Consider the following 13,353-nt stretch of genomic DNA (forward strand, 5'->3'; position numbering starts at 1 on the left):
TGGGGGCGGGTCAGATCAGGCCGGTCTGGGCGGCGGCGGTCAGGAACGCCTCGGCGGCGAAGTCGATGTCGGCGGCGGTGTGGCGGGCGGTGACCGCGATGCGCAGCCGGGCGAGGTCGTTGGGGACGGCGGGGGTGACGACGGGCAGGCCGATGACGCCGGCCTTGCGGCAGGCGGTGGCGTAGTCGTAGGCGGCGTCGTCGCTGCCGGCGATGACGGGCAGGACGGCGGTGGTGGAGTGCATGGTGGAGATGCCGGCGTCGTTGAGGCGCTGGCGCAGGCGCCGGGCCTGGGTCTGGGTGTGGGTGACGCGTTCGGGTTCGCGGCGCAGGATGCGCAGGGATTCCAGGGCGGCGCCGGTCTGGGCGGGGCCGAGGGCGGCGGAGAACAGGAACGGGCGGGCGGCGTAGCGCAGGTGGCCGATGAGGTCGTGGCTGCCGGCGACCCAGCCGCCCATGGAGGGGATGGCCTTGGAGAGGGTGCCGAGTTTGACGTCGACGCGGACCTCGTGGTCGAAGTGTTCCTCGATGCCGCCGCCGGTGGCGCCGATGACGCCCAGGGCGTGGGCCTCGTCGACCATGAGCAGGGCGTCGTAGCGGTCGCAGACCTCGCGCAGTTCGGGCAGCGGGGCGATGTCGCCGTCCATGGAGTAGACGCTGTCGACGATGACCAGGCGCACGCCGGTGGGGGCGGCGGCCTTGAGGCGGCGCTCGAGGTGGTCGACGTCGTTGTGGCGGAAGCGGGTGACGGTGGCGCCGGACAGGCGGCAGCCGTCGACGATGGAGGCGTGGTCGTACTTGTCGATCAGGACGGTGTCGCCGGCGCCGACCAGGGCGCCGACGGTGCCGACGTTGGCGGCGTAGCCGGAGCCGAAGACCAGGGCGCGTTCGCGGCGGGCGAAGCGGGCGACCTCGGCCTCCAGTTCCTCGTGCAGGGGGATGGTGCCGGCCAGGGCCCGTACGCCGTGGTTGCCGGTGCCGTAGACGTCGACGGCGGCCTTGGCGGCGGCCACGACGCGTTCGTCGCCGGCCAGGCCGAGGTAGCTGTAGCCGGACATCATGAGCAGGCGCTCGCCGTCGAGGTCGCAGTAGGCGCTGTCGCGTTCCATGGTGTAGGCGACGAAGCTGTTGCGCCGGGAGGGGTCGGACTCCAGTGCGGCCACGCGGGCGTTGGTTGCGGCGAGCTTCGGCTCCAGGCGGTTCCATGCTCCGGTGGCGTTCACGGGCGTTTCTCCTTCACGGCGTCACGGTTTTCACGGCTTTCGCGGGCATTCGGCTTCCCGTCCGCGGGGGCGGGGGCCCGGGGTGGCTGCGGGGGTGTTTTCTCGAAGCCTTCACGCGGGGTGCTCAAGGATGGCTACATTTCTACGGCAGGATGCGCAAGGCGTCCGCAATAGCCGCTTTCCTGGCCTGCGGGAACGCTCTGACGTGCAGAAACCTTGCGTCCACGACGCATTGACCGGCCGGTGGGTATGTTTTCCGGGCCGGTGTTGACACCGCGCGATGCGGCGAATGTATGGTCGAAATCCGCTGAAACCGAACGGCTGGTCGGCGGTTTATTGTTCCGATCCGCGATTTCCCGCGCCGACGGCCGGAGACGGGCCGTCACTTCTGCTTTGACTCAAGGGGGTTGGAGCTCGTGTCGAATGGCTTCAGGGAAGACGGTCCGTCCGGCAGATCGGGGGCGCGCGCATGCTGATCCGCCTCACCGGTCTGGTGGCCGTCGAGCACCAGGACGGCGCCCCGCAGCACCTGTCCAGCGCCCAGGCCCAGGTGGCGTTCGCCCGCCTGGTGCTGGAGCGTTCCAGCGGCACCAGCCGCGACCAGCTGGCCGACACCATCTGGCCCGACGGCCTGCCCGACACGTGGGCCTCCGCGCTGCGCAGCGTGGTCTCCCGGGTGCGGGCCTTCGTCACCGCGCCGGGTCAGGGCCCGGGTGCGACCCCGTTGATCGCCCAGGGCGGGCGGTACGTGCTGCGGCTGCCCGCGGACGCGGCCGTGGACCTGGAGGCGGCGGCCTCGGCGGTGGGCGAGGCCGGCGAGGCGCTGGCGGCGGGCGGCCACGCGGTGGCCCAGCAGCTGGCCGCGGGGGCGCTGTCGAACCTGCGCGGGGCGTTCCTGCCCGACCACGAGGGCGAGTGGGCGCAGGGGGTGCGCGAGCACGTGGAGGAGTTGCGCATCGGTGCGCTGGAGACGGCGAGTCTGGCGGCCTCCGCGCTCGGCGAGGAGCACCACGCGCTGCGCTGGGCCGACGAGGCGGTGCGCCGGGCCCCGTTCCGCGAGAGCGCCTACCGCTGCCGGATGGAGGCGCTGGCCGCCGCCGGCAACCGGGCCGAGGCGCTGCGCTGCTACCAGCAGTTGCGTCAGGTGCTGGCGGAGGAGTTGGGCATCGACCCGGCCGCCGAGACCCAGGAGCTCTACCTCGCGCTGCTGCGCACCCCGGCCCCCGCGGCGCCCGCTCCGGCGGCGGTGCGGGCGGTGGACCCGGTGCTGATGGGGATCTTCGAGCCGCTGGCGCTGGCCCGCCTGGCCCGTCCGGTGCCCGCGCCGGTGCGCGCCGCCTGAGGCCCGCCCCTTCCCCTCCTTTTCCCTCCTTCTTCCCTCCGCCGCCCGCCGCCGCCCGCCGCCGCCCGCCGCTGTCCGGCCCGCCCGGCGCTGTCCGGTCCGTCCGGCGCGCCCGGCCCGTGCGCCGTGTCCGCCGTGTTCCGCCGCCCCGCCGGTCCCCCCGTCCGGCGGGGCGCGCGCGTGCCGCCCGGCCGCGCCCGGTCGCGGCCCGCCGGTGTCCCGCCGTGCCCCGCCGGGGGCTTGGGGCCTGCGGCGATGCCCGTCGCCGGTGCCTCCCGTGCCGGCGCCGTGTCCGGGCGGCGCGGCGGCCGTTGCGCGGTCGCGGCGCCCGGTCGCCCGGGCCCGGGGGCGTGTTGCGCGGCTGTTGCGGTGAGCGTGGCGGCCGGGTCGGGCATAGTAGCGTCGTGTACGTGAAGTCGCGCACACGGCGCGGTCTTTGGCCATCGAACGGACGGGGGTCGAGTGTTGGGAAGGGGTGGTGGGTGTGGGACGGGCACGCGTGGCGGCGCGGGTGATCGTGCACCCTGGTGTGGAGGACGTGAGCGTCCAGCAGGTGCTGGAGGCGCTCGCTGATCCGGCCCGCAGGACGGTGGTGCGCACGCTCGCGCACTCGGGAGCCGATCTGAGCTGCGGTTCCTTCGACCTGCCGGTGGGGCGTTCGACCTCCAGCCACCACTTCGGTGTGCTGCGCGAGGCGGGGCTGCTGCGCCAGTACTACGTGGGCACCACCAAGATGAACGCGCTGCGCAGCGAGGAGCTGGAGCGGCGGTTCCCGGGGCTGCTGGCGGCGGTGGTGGCGGCCGCGGACGCGGAGGCCGGGCAGGGGGGCGGGGTGTGCGCGGGGCCGGGGGTGTGAGGGCGGGCCGGGCGGCGACGGTACGGGAGTTGAGCGTCCGTCGGTCGGCTCCGGCCCCCCGTGGGGCGGGGCGGGCGGGGGCGGGGCGTAGGCTTGCCGCCCATGATCGACAGCGACGACCCCGGCCGGGGACGGGACGGCACGCGCCGGTGGGTCCAGGAGCACCTCGGGCCCGGTGAACGCGTCACCGCGGTGACCGCGCTCAAGGGCGGCTGGACCTCGCGGATGCGCCGCCTGGACGTCGAACGCCCCGGCGGCGCGGACCCGTACGCGCTGGTGCTGCGCTCCTTCGTCAAACCGTTCTACCGCCGCCACGCCCCGGGGCTGCTGGCCCGCGAGGCCGCCGTGCTGCGCCTGCTGGAGGGCAGCGCCGTCCCGGCGGCGCGGCTGGTCGCGGTGGACGCGGCGGGGGCGGTGTGCGAGCACCCGTCACTGGTGATGACCCACCTGCCCGGCAGCGTGCGCCTGGCCGAGGACGGCGACGCGCCCGCCCGCGCCGACCTGCTGGCGGCCCAACTGGCCGCCGTGCACGCCCTGGCGGTCGGCGAGCGGGAGCGGCCGCGCGCCTGGCAGGCGTGGACGGCCCCCGACCGGGTCGCCGTGCCCGCCGGCACCGCCCGTACCGGCTTGTGGGAGCGGGCGGTGGAGGTGATCGGCGGCGAGGCGCCCGCGCACCACGCCTGCTTCCTGCACCGCGACTTCCACCCCGGCAACGTGCTGTTCACCGGCACGGGCACCGGCCTCGCGGTCGCCGGGGTCGTCGACTGGGTGGAGACCTCCTGGGGCCCGGCCGACCTGGACGTCGCCCACTGCGCCACCGCCCTGGCCCTGCTGCACGGCCCCGCGGCGGGCCTGGCCTTCGCCGACCGCTACACCGCCGCCGGCGGCCGCGAACTCGCCGAGGGCCGCGCGCACCTGTACTGGCGGCTGCTGGACGCCCTCGCCTTCGCCCCCGACGCGCAGAAGGTCGCCGAGCCCTGGCGGGAACTGGGCCGCACCGACCTGACACCCGCCGTGCTGACCGGGCGCCTGGAGGACTACCTGCAGGGCCTGTTCGACCGCTACGCCTGAGAGGGCCCCGGACGGTTCGGGCCGCGGGACACCGCCCGCCCGGCGTGCGGGCCGCGGCGCGGCGCGGCGCGGCGGGTCCGGGTGGTTCGGGCGGGTGCGGGGGCCGCAGGCGTGGGCGGGGCGGTCAGGCGTGGGCGGGGCGGTCAGGCGTGGGCGGGGCGGTCAGGCGTGGGGGCCGGCGTGGGCGAGCGGCGGGGCGATGGCCTGGGCGTCGGCGCCCTGGCCCACCCACAGGCCGATCAGCAGCGCCGCCGTCGCCTCCAGCAGGTGGGCGCGCTCCAGCGGCCCGGCCGTCAGCGGCTCGCAGCCCGTGTCCCGCACCAGGGCCGCGACGGTGGCCAGCGCCCCCTCGTCGTCCCCGCACAGCGGCACCGCCAGCGCCCGCCCGTCGAAGACCGGCGGGCGCAGGTCCCACACGCTCGCGTGGCAGAGGTTGAACGCCTTGACCACCCGCGCCCCGGGGGCGGCGGCCGCGATCCGCTCGGCCGCCGAGGGCCCCCGTCCGGTGGCCAGGGCGAACCCCTCGCCCACCGGGTTGGAGCAGTCCACCACGGTGCGCCCCGCCAGCTCCCGCGCGTGCGCGCCGGCCACGGCGGGCGCGGCCCGGTGCGGGACGGCCAGCAGCACCGCGTCCCGCCCGTGCGCCACCGCCTGCCCGACCCCGCCCCACCGGGCACCGCCCGCGTCCCCCGCCGCACCGGCCGCCCGGCCCGCGTCGCGCCCGCCCACCAGCACCTCGTGCCCGGCCCGCACCCACGCGCCGCCCAGCGCCCGCGCCATCGCCCCGGTACCGACGATCCCGATCCTCATGCCACAACTCCCCTGTCCCCTGCGGCCCGTACGGACCTCGCCACGACAGTAGGCGCCGGATCGGGCACCATCCGGTACATGACCGACCACCAGGAACTTCTCGCCGACTGCCCCGCCCGCCTCGCCTTCGACCTGCTCGCCCACACCTGGGACCCGGTCGTCCTGTGGGCGCTGCGCCACGGCCCGGTGCGCCCGCACCAACTGGTGCGGCGCATCGGCGGCATCAGCCCCAAGGTCCTCAACCAGTGCCTGCACCGCCTGCGCGACGCCGGCCTCGTCGAACGCCTCCCCCGCCCCGGCACTCCCCCGCACGTCGACTACGCCCTCACGCCCCTGGGCCGCACCCTGCTCGCCCCCCTCACCGCTCTCGGCGCCTGGGCCGCCGACCACGGCGACGCCGTCACCACCGCCCAGGCCCGCGCCACCGGCTGACCGCCCCCGCACGGACGCCCCGGCGGCGCGGCACAGGGAGAGCGGGCGGGGCGGCGCGGGGAAGGCGATCCTCCCGTTGGTCCACGACGGCACGCAGGCCCCCCGGGGGCCGGTCCCGAACCGTGCGCCGCCGCACTCGTCGTGCCCGTGGAAGCGGACGCCGCTGCCGGCACTGTCCGTCACCGACGAGGTGGCGCGCCCCGCGTCAGCGTCCGCAGCGCCCCGCCGCGCCACAACTTCCCCGTGTCGCCTCTCGAACAGCAACTCGCGCGGCAGAGCCGCCCCGGCCTTCCGGCATGACCGCGATCAAGGGCCACGGCCCGACAGCGGCCAGCCGGAGCGGCCGATCAGCGTCCTCCGAACGCGGCGTGTCGCGCCCTCGCCCCGGGGCGGCTCCCGATCCCGGTGTCCGAACCAGGAGCTCCCGATCCCGCCGCCCGACCGGCCCTCACAACACCTGCCCGATACAGGCACGGATTTCGTGAAGTCGATCGTTCGTCCGCGCGCCGGTGACGTTCTGTCATCTCAGGGTGGACGCTGACCGCGTGTGAGGAGACATCCCTTCTGCTTCCGCATCTCGCGGGTATGCGGGTCGAGTGCATGGAGGTACGGGACGGCCTCGTGGTGATCGACGCATCGACACCGGAGGACGTGCTCGTGCCGTGTCCCGGCCGCGGGGCACGATCCGGCCGGGTGCGCAGCCGGTGCGGTCGACGGCTGGCGGACGCGCCGTGCGGCGGCCGAGGCGATGTGGTCGAACTGTCGGTCCGTCGACTGTTCTGCGACAACCACGAGTGTCGGCGGGTGACCTTCGTCGAACAGACAGACGGGCCGACCTGCCGCTACGGCGGCCGGACGCCTGTCCTGCAGCGGCTGCTCAGCGCGCGCTGATGTGCGGACCGAGAGCGCTGCCGTGCCCGGGGTCAGCGGCGGGTTGGCCGGCAGCGCTCGATGCGGTCGAGGTCGCCGGCGAGGAGGTCGCGGTGGCTGATGGTGAAGTCTCCGTTGAGCAGGGCGTCTGCTCCTCCGTAGTACTGGCCCACGACAGCGGCGGGGAGGAAGGAGCGCAGGCTGTGGCGCATGCCCTCGGGGTAGTCAACGGTATCGCCCCAGTCGGAGGGAGCCCGGTCGGTGGACAGCAGGACCCAGTGATCGACGGGGACGACAGCGTCGAGATCGGGTACTGCTCCGGTGCGGCTGTCCAGCGCGGGCACGGTCAGCCGGTCGGGGTCGAGGGGCGAGTACCACAGCAGCACGGGTTTGGCGCGCTGTGCGTCTGCGTTGTCGAAGCAGCAGAGGGCGACGGTGTGGTCGGGGAAGTGGTCGGTGTAGAAGCGCAGGAGGTCCGGGTCGAGGGATGGACGCCGGTGTGCCGGCACCTGCTGCAGTGCGGCTGGGATCGCGGTGGGGTCAGCGGCCAGGAGCACCGTGTAGACGTCGTACTCGAAGACCTGGACGGCCTCCGGCTCCGCGCTCATCCACGCGATCTCGTCGACTGCGACGGAGACGGGCCGAACGGCGGCAACCATGCGCTCCAGGACGTCGCCACTGCGTCCGACGGAGAGGAAGTGCCCCGGGGTGAGCTGCTCGGTGGGCAGGTGCAGCAGCAGCGCGTTCGGACCACCGGCGAGGTTGACGGCGGTGTTCTGGTAGCCCAGGACATGAATGAGGCCGTGCACGGGGTGGTGCCGGCGACCGCAGTACACGATCGTGCCGGAGAACGCGGCCTCACTGGTCGAGATGCACATGGTGGCAAGGTAGCGCCCCCGTTCGTGCGGGAACCGGGAGGGTCTGCGAGACTCCCGCTCTCACGCGCACACAGACCGTGACGGCCTGCTGATCACTTTCACGGAGTCTGTGCCTGAACCCAGAACACCTGCCCGATACAGGCGCGGCATCCCGCACGACCCGCAGGGACCCGCGGCCCCGCGCCGCCCTCCCGGGGGCAGCGCGCCGGGAGGGCGCACGCGCCGCGCCCCGCACGGGATCGGCGGGGCGCAGCGTGTGGCCGGTGGTCTCCGGGGCCGGCCGGGGCTGGGGCCGACGGTGGGTCAGGGGGTGTGGCGGGCGCTTCTCGGGGCCGGTGCGGGTGCGGGTGCGGGTCAGGGGGTCGGGGCGGGGTGTGCCCGCTCCGGCCGCTCCGGCCGCTCCTGGCGGTCCTGGCGGTCCTGGCGGTTCTGGCCGGGGTCGAGGCGGCGGCGCAGGAGGACGGCGGTGAGGGCGGCCGCGGCGAGGGCGGCGCCGGCCAGGGGCAGGTGGCGGGGGCCGGCGGTGGTGACGACGGCTCCGCCGAGGGTGGTGCCCAGGGTGATGCCGAGGTTGGAGAAGGAGATGAAGAGGCTGTTGCCGAACTCGGGGGCGTCGGTGGCGTCGCGGGCGAGCCAGGCCTGGGTCACGGCCAGGCCGCCGGAGTGGACGGCGCCCCAGAGCAGGACGGTGGCGAGCATGGCGGCGGGGTGGGGGCCGGCGGCGTCGAGGAGGAGGTAGAGGGCGAGGTAGAGGATCGGGTAGGCGGTGACGGTGCGCAGGGGGGCGCGTTCCAGCAGGCGGCCGAAGACGAGGTTGCCGGCGGTCATGACGACGCCGAAGGCCATCAGGGCGGGGCCGGTGAGGGAGGCGTCGAGGCCGGTGACGTTCTGGAGGTATTCGGCGATGTAGCCGTAGCCGCTGAACATCGCGGCGAACACCAGGGTGACGGCGGCGACGGCCAGCCACAGCCGGCCCCGGCGCAGGATGCGCAGCTGGCCGGCGTAGGTGGGGCGTCGGGTGTCGGGCAGGTCGGGGAAGAAGGCGAGGACGCCGGCGCAGGCGATCAGGTTGAGGGCGGCGGCGCTCCAGAACGCGGCGGGCAGGCAGAGGTGGTCGGCGAGGTAGGAGGTGAGGGGGACGCCGAACGCGAAGCCGGCGCTGACGCCGGCGAAGACGGTGGTGGCGGCGCGCGCGGCTCTTCCGGGTGCGGCGAGGCGGGTGGCGGCGGTGAGGGCGAGGGCGAAGAAGACGGGGTGGAACAGGGCGGGCAGGATCCGCAGGGCGAGGACGAGGGGGAAGGAGTCGCTGAGCGCGTAGAGCGCGTTGGAGCCGGCGAAGACGGCAAGTGCCGTGGCCAGTACGGTCTTTCGGCGCAGGCGCGAGGCGAGCAGGACGCCGGCGGGGCCGGTGGCGGCGACGGTGAGGGCGAAGGCGCCGACGAGCCATCCGGCGGTGGCGGGGGCCACGTGCAGGCGTTCGGCCAGGGCGGGCAGGACGCCGACGACGCCCATCTCGGTGGTGATGATGCCGAACACGCCCAGGGCCAGGACCGGGACGGCCAGGGCGTTTGGGGCGGGAGCGGTGCGGTGCACGACAGCCTCCAATAGATACACAAATCTAGATAGTTGGATACGTAAGGCGGAAGAAAAGGGGCGCCGACCTGGCGCCCCTGCACGGAGGGGAGTGCGGTGCGCACGTCCGCACGCGTGCGCGTGCATGTGCGCGCACACGTGGGTGTGGGCGTGGGTGGGTGTGTACGCGTGGGTGTTGCGCGTGGGTGTCAGAGTTCGTCGCGCGCGTAGGCGGCGAAGGCGGCGATGGTCTCCTCGTTGCGCCGGTAGAAGGTCCACTTGCCGACGCGCTCGGACACCAGCAGTCCGGCCTCGCGCAGGATCTGGAGGTAGCCGGAGACCACCGACTGGGACAGCCCCGAGCGCTCCTGGATGTCGGTGACGCACACGCCGATGTGGAAGCCGACGCCGCGCTCGCGGTAGTACGGCTCGTCGAAGTAGCGCTCGGGCGTCTTGAGCCAGCGCAGGAAGTCCGCGCGCGCCGGGTTGGCGAGCGCCTTGTGCACGGCCAGCGGGTCCAGCTCCACCGCGCACCCTCCTTCCCGTCGCCCGGCCCCTCGCCGGACGTATCTAATATTCTGGATACGACCTTGAGGTGTCAAGGCGGACCCCCGGGCCGGACGGCGGGGCGGACGGGCCGGAACGGCGGCCGGGGCCGGAGGGCGGGACGGGCGGGCGGGGCGGGTGCGCGCCGGGTGGCGTGCGACCCTGGACCACGGCGGCGCGGGTGGTGCGGCGGCGCGCCGGTGATTCACCCCCACGAGCGATTGTGACGCTGTGCACAGCGTCGGACACTCTGGGTATCCGGAGGGCTCGTGGGGGGCCCTCCCGGCGCGAGGAGAGCCGTCATGGCCGCAAGCGAACCCACCGCCTCCCAGGTCCCGCAGATCACGGGCGCCCTGCAGTCCGCCGGCGGGGAGCAGCACCTCGCGGACGTCGGCGGCAACGTCGGTGCCGTGTGGCGGGGCTGGGTGATGTGGGGCCCGGGCAACGGGACGTTCAACCTGCAGATCCCGTGGAACGTGATCGGGATCGACTCGACGGTGGTCATCACGGCCTCCGAGACCGATTCCAACGGGAACCGGTTCGTCGGTGCCGCGCCCTTCCAGGTGTCGAGCATCGCCCCCGGCAACGGGGTGGTGACCTTCAAGATCAGTATCGGCTGGAACAGCCCGCTGACGATGCGCACCGACGTCCTGGTCCTCAACTGACCCGGCCTGCCGGGCCGGTGGCCGCACCGTCGCGGTGACGGACCGGTGCCCCTCGCCCCGTCGCGCCCGCGGATCCCCCCGCGGGCGCCGCGGGGCGGGCGCCTTTCCGGGCGCCGGGCGCCGGGCGCCGGGCGCCGCGCGCCGGGGGCCGGGGGCGTCCGGGGGCGGGGCACCGGGGGCGGGTCAGTCGTCGGCGGCGACCAGGAGGGTGACGGTGTCCGCGGCGCGGTCGACGAGGACGAGTTCGTGGAAGTCGGTGTGGACGGGGCCGTAGTCGTGGCGGGCGTCCTCGGGAGGGTGCACGAGCAGGTAGCGGGCGTGGGCCCGGCGGGCGGGGGCGTGGACCTCCCGCTCCAGCCGCGCGAGCAGCGCCGGCGGCACCGGGCCGTGCTGCTGCGTCCACGCCTCGACGAGGTCGACCGCCGCCTGCGCCGGCACGGGCGCGTAGCTGTCGGGCGTGATCCGCTCCACCCACCACTGCCCGTGCCGCGGCCAGTCCCGGGCCCCGGCCCCGTCGTAGGTGTCCCGGAACTGCGGGTGCGCGATCAGCGCGGCCAGCACGTCCCGGTCGCGTACCCCGGCGACCGGCCCGAAGCGCTTGATGTCGACCCACCGGAAGGCGTGCCGGTTCCCCTCGAAGCCGAAGTCCCCGAAGTCGACCAGCGTCCGCTCCAGGTGGACGAGTTCCGCCGTGGTCTCCATGCCCCGCATCGTAGGGGGTTCCCGCGCTGCCGCGCCTCCCTCCCCGCCCGGTCCCTGCCCCGACCCTCCCCGGTCCCTGCCCGGTCCGTCCCCCGGGGCCGGGGTGACGGGTGGCGGGCTCAGGCCGTGGCGGGGGCCCCGCCGGGGGCGGGGGTGCGCACGACGGCGTCCAGGGCCGGGGCGATGACGGCGAAACAGTTCTCCGTCAGCACCGCGATGTCCACCCCGCCGCCGTCCCCGCCCGCGCCCTCACCGCTGCCGGCGTCGTCGACATCGGCGGCGTCGTCGGCGGTGCTCCAGCGCTGCAGGACGGTGTGGAAGGCCGCCAGCGCCATGTCCGCGGCCAGCCGCGGGTACAGCTCGCGCGCGGCGTCCAGGCCCAGGCGCTCGGCGAGCTGCGCGGCGAGCTCGTCGCGCCACTGCGCCTGGCGTTCCAGGAAGCGGGCGAGCAGGGCGGGGGTGGTGAGGATCAGCCGCACCACCCTGCGGGCGCGTTCCTCGTGCCCGGCGCAGTCCTCCACGCAGCGCCACACCGCGTGCCGCAGCGCGACCGAGGGCGTCTCCCCGGCCGGGCGGGCGGCCAGTTCCTCGCGCATGGCGGTGCCGAGCGCGGCCAGGAACTGGACGACCACGTCCTCCTTGGACGCGAAGTAGCGGAAGAAGGTGCGCTTGGACACCCCCGCGGCGGTGGCGATCTCGTCCACCGTGACGGCGTCGAACCCGCCGCCGGCCAGCAGGTCCAGGGCCGCGCGGGTCAGCTCGTCGGCGACGAGCTGGCGCTTGCGCTGGGCCAGGGTGGCGGCGGGTCGGGAGGTCACCGCCCCATCCTAGCCCCCACGCCATACACGTCATCGAACGTCAGTCTTGACACTTGGTGACATGCAGGGCAGCGTGAGCCGTATGACACCGAGCAACCGGACCCCCGACCCCGCCCCGGACCTCAGCGGGCGGGTGTTCGTCGTCACCGGCGCCGCCGGCGGCCTGGGCCTGGCCACCACCACCGCCCTCGCCCGCCGCGGCGCCCACGTCGTCCTCGCCGTACGCGACGAGGCCAAGGGCCACCGCGCCACCGCCCACCTGCGCGCCGAACACAGCGGCGCCCGCCTGGACGTACGCCGCCTGGACCTCGCCGACCCCGACAGCGTGCACGCCTTCGCCCGGCGCCTGCGCGACGACGGCGTCCACCCCGACGTCCTGGTCAACAACGCCGGCGTCATGGCACCCCCGCGCACCCTCACCCCCCACGGCCACGAACTCCAGCTCGCCGTCAACCACCTCGGCCACTTCGCCCTCACCGCCCACCTCATCGACCTGCTCGCCCGCGGCCGCGACCCCCGCGTGGTCACCGTCACCTCCGCCAACCACCGCCGCGCCCGCATCGACTTCGACGACCTGAACGGCGAACACGCCTACTCCCCCATGGGCCACTACAACCAGTCCAAACTCGCCAACGCCGTCTTCGCCCTCGAACTGCACCGCCGCCTGAACGCCGCCCGCAGCCCCGTGCGCAGCGTGCTCGCCCACCCCGGCTACGCCGCCACCGCCCTGCCCCGCGCCGGCACCGTCGCCGGGGTGCGGCTGCTGTTCGGACACCTGCTGCGCCCGCTCGCGCAGTCCCCCGCCCGCGGGGCGCTGGCCCAGCTGCACGCGGCGACCGCGCCGCAGGTGCGCGGCGGGGAACTGTACGGGCCGAGCGGCCTCGGCGAACTGCGCGGAACGCCCGCGCTCACCTCGCCCGCGCCCCGCGCGCAGGACGAGGCGGTGGGACGGCGGCTGTGGGAGGTGTCGCAGGAACTGACCGGGGTGCCCTTCACCGTCCCCGGGACCGACGGCGCCTGACCCCGCGCCCGGGACAGGGCCCGGGCTTGGGCCGGGGCCGGGGCCGGGCAAGGGCCGGGGGTGATGGGGGGTCACCGTCCGGCCCGGCCCCGCACGGGCGACCGGACTGCCGGACGGGGCGGGGCCGGACCGGGGAAAGCCGGGTACGCGGCGGCGGAACGCCCTGCCACGACGGCGGACACGGACGACGACACCGCCGGGCCCGCTCCCCCGGGCCCGCGAGCCCCGTGACGGCACGGCCGGTCCCGCGCCCGGTCGCCGACGACGGACGCCCGGCCCCATCTACGGGACCACCTGGCACCGCACCCCCACCGGCCCCGCCACCCGGACCTCGGCCACGGCCCCACCACCGGCGCCCCACCGGCCCGGCCGGTGGTCGCCCACCGCGCGGCGCAGCCGGGGCCGGACCCCCGCGCACCCCGTCGCCGCCCCGGGGCGCAGCCGCCAACTGCCGCAGGCCGCGGGCGGGTTACGGCCGGGCGGGCGCCTTCGGTGCCGGACCGGCGTGCGCATCCGGGCCGCCCCCCGCCCGTGCGGGGGCGGGCGTT

General features: G+C 75.5%; 14 protein-coding genes. 7 read left to right on the top strand and 7 right to left on the bottom strand.

What is annotated here, in order from left to right; translation table 11 throughout:
• Positions 1 to 10: 10 nt before the first annotated feature.
• A complete protein-coding gene (locus tag ACGFSC_RS35900) occupies positions 11 to 1,222 on the bottom strand; it encodes an aminotransferase class I/II-fold pyridoxal phosphate-dependent enzyme (RefSeq protein WP_359911916.1) in 1,212 nt (403 codons plus the stop codon).
• Between the two features lie 469 nt (positions 1,223 to 1,691).
• Between ACGFSC_RS35900 and ACGFSC_RS35905 the strand changes: the two genes are divergently transcribed.
• The 3 genes from ACGFSC_RS35905 (at position 1,692) to ACGFSC_RS35915 (ending at position 4,491) form a co-directional block, all read left to right on the top strand.
• Positions 1,692 to 2,564 carry a BTAD domain-containing putative transcriptional regulator gene (locus ACGFSC_RS35905; RefSeq protein WP_359911919.1) on the top strand — a complete coding sequence of 291 codons (873 nt, stop codon included), beginning with the start codon at positions 1,692 to 1,694 and terminating at the stop codon, positions 2,562 to 2,564.
• A gap of 484 nt (positions 2,565 to 3,048) precedes the next feature.
• The gene (locus tag ACGFSC_RS35910) at positions 3,049 to 3,420 is read left to right on the top strand and encodes a helix-turn-helix transcriptional regulator (RefSeq protein WP_359911921.1); all 372 of its coding nucleotides are present in this window, start codon (positions 3,049 to 3,051) and stop codon (positions 3,418 to 3,420) included.
• 102 nt (positions 3,421 to 3,522) lie between these two features.
• Positions 3,523 to 4,491: an aminoglycoside phosphotransferase family protein gene (locus tag ACGFSC_RS35915; protein WP_359911923.1), complete on the top strand. Its 969-nt coding sequence runs from the start codon at positions 3,523 to 3,525 to the stop codon at positions 4,489 to 4,491.
• Between the two features lie 162 nt (positions 4,492 to 4,653).
• Here ACGFSC_RS35915 and ACGFSC_RS35920 read toward each other — a convergent pair whose 3' ends face one another.
• Complete coding sequence (locus ACGFSC_RS35920; RefSeq protein ID WP_359911926.1) at positions 4,654 to 5,301, bottom strand: NAD(P)-binding domain-containing protein; 648 nt, start codon at positions 5,299 to 5,301, stop codon at positions 4,654 to 4,656.
• 78 nt (positions 5,302 to 5,379) lie between these two features.
• Here ACGFSC_RS35920 and ACGFSC_RS35925 point away from each other — a divergent pair, with 78 nt between their 5' ends.
• On the top strand, positions 5,380 to 5,733 hold the full coding sequence (locus ACGFSC_RS35925; RefSeq protein WP_359911929.1) for a helix-turn-helix domain-containing protein: 354 nt from the start codon (positions 5,380 to 5,382) through the stop codon (positions 5,731 to 5,733).
• A gap of 621 nt (positions 5,734 to 6,354) precedes the next feature.
• Positions 6,355 to 6,624, top strand: coding sequence for a hypothetical protein (locus ACGFSC_RS35930; RefSeq protein WP_359911932.1), 270 nt, complete (start codon positions 6,355 to 6,357; stop codon positions 6,622 to 6,624).
• Positions 6,625 to 6,656: 32 nt separating this feature from the next.
• Here ACGFSC_RS35930 and ACGFSC_RS35935 read toward each other — a convergent pair whose 3' ends face one another.
• The 3 genes from ACGFSC_RS35935 to ACGFSC_RS35945 all read right to left on the bottom strand — a co-directional run bounded on the left by ACGFSC_RS35935 (position 6,657) and on the right by ACGFSC_RS35945 (position 9,580).
• Positions 6,657 to 7,481 carry a hypothetical protein gene (locus ACGFSC_RS35935; protein WP_359911935.1) on the bottom strand — a complete coding sequence of 275 codons (825 nt, stop codon included), beginning with the start codon at positions 7,479 to 7,481 and terminating at the stop codon, positions 6,657 to 6,659.
• A gap of 354 nt (positions 7,482 to 7,835) precedes the next feature.
• Positions 7,836 to 9,074 carry an MFS transporter gene (locus tag ACGFSC_RS35940; RefSeq protein WP_359911938.1) on the bottom strand — a complete coding sequence of 413 codons (1,239 nt, stop codon included), beginning with the start codon at positions 9,072 to 9,074 and terminating at the stop codon, positions 7,836 to 7,838.
• A 188-nt stretch (positions 9,075 to 9,262) separates the two neighbouring features.
• Positions 9,263 to 9,580: a metalloregulator ArsR/SmtB family transcription factor gene (locus ACGFSC_RS35945; protein WP_359911941.1), complete on the bottom strand. Its 318-nt coding sequence runs from the start codon at positions 9,578 to 9,580 to the stop codon at positions 9,263 to 9,265.
• 321 nt (positions 9,581 to 9,901) lie between these two features.
• On the opposite strand from ACGFSC_RS35945, the gene ACGFSC_RS35950 reads away from it, so the two are divergent.
• Positions 9,902 to 10,264: a hypothetical protein gene (locus ACGFSC_RS35950; RefSeq protein WP_359911944.1), complete on the top strand. Its 363-nt coding sequence runs from the start codon at positions 9,902 to 9,904 to the stop codon at positions 10,262 to 10,264.
• Between the two features lie 183 nt (positions 10,265 to 10,447).
• Here the strand turns inward: ACGFSC_RS35950 and ACGFSC_RS35955 are convergent, their stop codons facing one another.
• Both ACGFSC_RS35955 and ACGFSC_RS35960 read right to left on the bottom strand, forming a co-directional pair.
• Positions 10,448 to 10,966, bottom strand: coding sequence for a hypothetical protein (locus ACGFSC_RS35955; protein ID WP_359911947.1), 519 nt, complete (start codon positions 10,964 to 10,966; stop codon positions 10,448 to 10,450).
• Between the two features lie 119 nt (positions 10,967 to 11,085).
• Entirely contained in the window at positions 11,086 to 11,784 is a 699-nt protein-coding gene (locus ACGFSC_RS35960; protein WP_359911950.1) for a TetR family transcriptional regulator, read from the bottom strand.
• 82 nt (positions 11,785 to 11,866) lie between these two features.
• Between ACGFSC_RS35960 and ACGFSC_RS35965 the strand changes: the two genes are divergently transcribed.
• Positions 11,867 to 12,805 (top strand): oxidoreductase, encoded by a 939-nt coding sequence (locus ACGFSC_RS35965; RefSeq protein ID WP_359911953.1) that lies wholly within the window; start codon positions 11,867 to 11,869, stop codon positions 12,803 to 12,805.
• The last annotated feature ends 548 nt before the right edge of the window (positions 12,806 to 13,353 follow it).

It is taken from the genome of Kitasatospora sp. NPDC048715, assembly GCF_043198905.1.
GTDB classification, from domain to species: domain Bacteria; phylum Actinomycetota; class Actinomycetes; order Streptomycetales; family Streptomycetaceae; genus Kitasatospora; species Kitasatospora lactacystinica.

Coding starts and splice junctions, on each gene's coding strand:
- ACGFSC_RS35905 (WP_359911919.1), top strand. CDS start 1,692: ATGCTGATCCGCCTCACCGGTCTGGTGGCCGTCGAGCACCAGGACGGC.
- ACGFSC_RS35915 (WP_359911923.1), top strand. CDS start 3,523: ATGATCGACAGCGACGACCCCGGCCGGGGACGGGACGGCACGCGCCGG.
- ACGFSC_RS35920 (WP_359911926.1), bottom strand. CDS start 5,301: ATGAGGATCGGGATCGTCGGTACCGGGGCGATGGCGCGGGCGCTGGGC.
- ACGFSC_RS35925 (WP_359911929.1), top strand. CDS start 5,380: ATGACCGACCACCAGGAACTTCTCGCCGACTGCCCCGCCCGCCTCGCC.
- ACGFSC_RS35935 (WP_359911935.1), bottom strand. CDS start 7,481: ATGTGCATCTCGACCAGTGAGGCCGCGTTCTCCGGCACGATCGTGTAC.
- ACGFSC_RS35950 (WP_359911944.1), top strand. CDS start 9,902: ATGGCCGCAAGCGAACCCACCGCCTCCCAGGTCCCGCAGATCACGGGC.
- ACGFSC_RS35955 (WP_359911947.1), bottom strand. CDS start 10,966: ATGGAGACCACGGCGGAACTCGTCCACCTGGAGCGGACGCTGGTCGAC.
- ACGFSC_RS35965 (WP_359911953.1), top strand. CDS start 11,867: ATGACACCGAGCAACCGGACCCCCGACCCCGCCCCGGACCTCAGCGGG.